Annotated in this window: 1 pseudogene; it reads left to right on the top strand. The window is 63.7% G+C overall.

Annotation, left to right across the window (positions count from 1 at the left end):
- Positions 1-277: pseudogene (locus EN969_RS35125) on the top strand (SpoVR family protein); the annotation flags it as partial.
- Positions 278-391: the final 114 nt, after the last annotated feature.

Raw genomic sequence — 391 nt, 5'->3', positions numbered from 1 at the left:
GCGCGGCTACGCCAAGATACGCGCCGCGCTCGCCAACAGTTATGATCTCGGCGCGAACCGGCCGGACATTCAGGTGGTGGATGTCGATCTGCTCGGCGACCGCCATTTGCGGCTGCAGCACAAGGTCAATGACGGCATCCTTCTCGAGGATGCCAGCCGCGACGCCACGCTTCGTCACATCCGCAGGCTTTGGGGTTATGAAGTCAGCCTGGCGGCCATGGATGCCGAGACCGGCGCGACGATCCACGAACGCTCGACGAGCCAGATCGCGGGATGACGGCACCCGGTCTCCCGGCGCACATCAGGCGTCGCCGGCTGGCCTGATCCTCAGCCTTGCGATCCGGTTCTTGTCGCGTTTCATGACGATGAAGCGCTTGCCGTGGAACGTAAA

Source organism: Mesorhizobium sp. M7A.F.Ca.CA.003.01.2.1 (assembly GCF_003998945.1).
GTDB classification, from domain to species: domain Bacteria; phylum Pseudomonadota; class Alphaproteobacteria; order Rhizobiales; family Rhizobiaceae; genus Mesorhizobium; species Mesorhizobium ciceri.
This window is presented reverse-complemented; position numbering and strand designations above follow the sequence as displayed.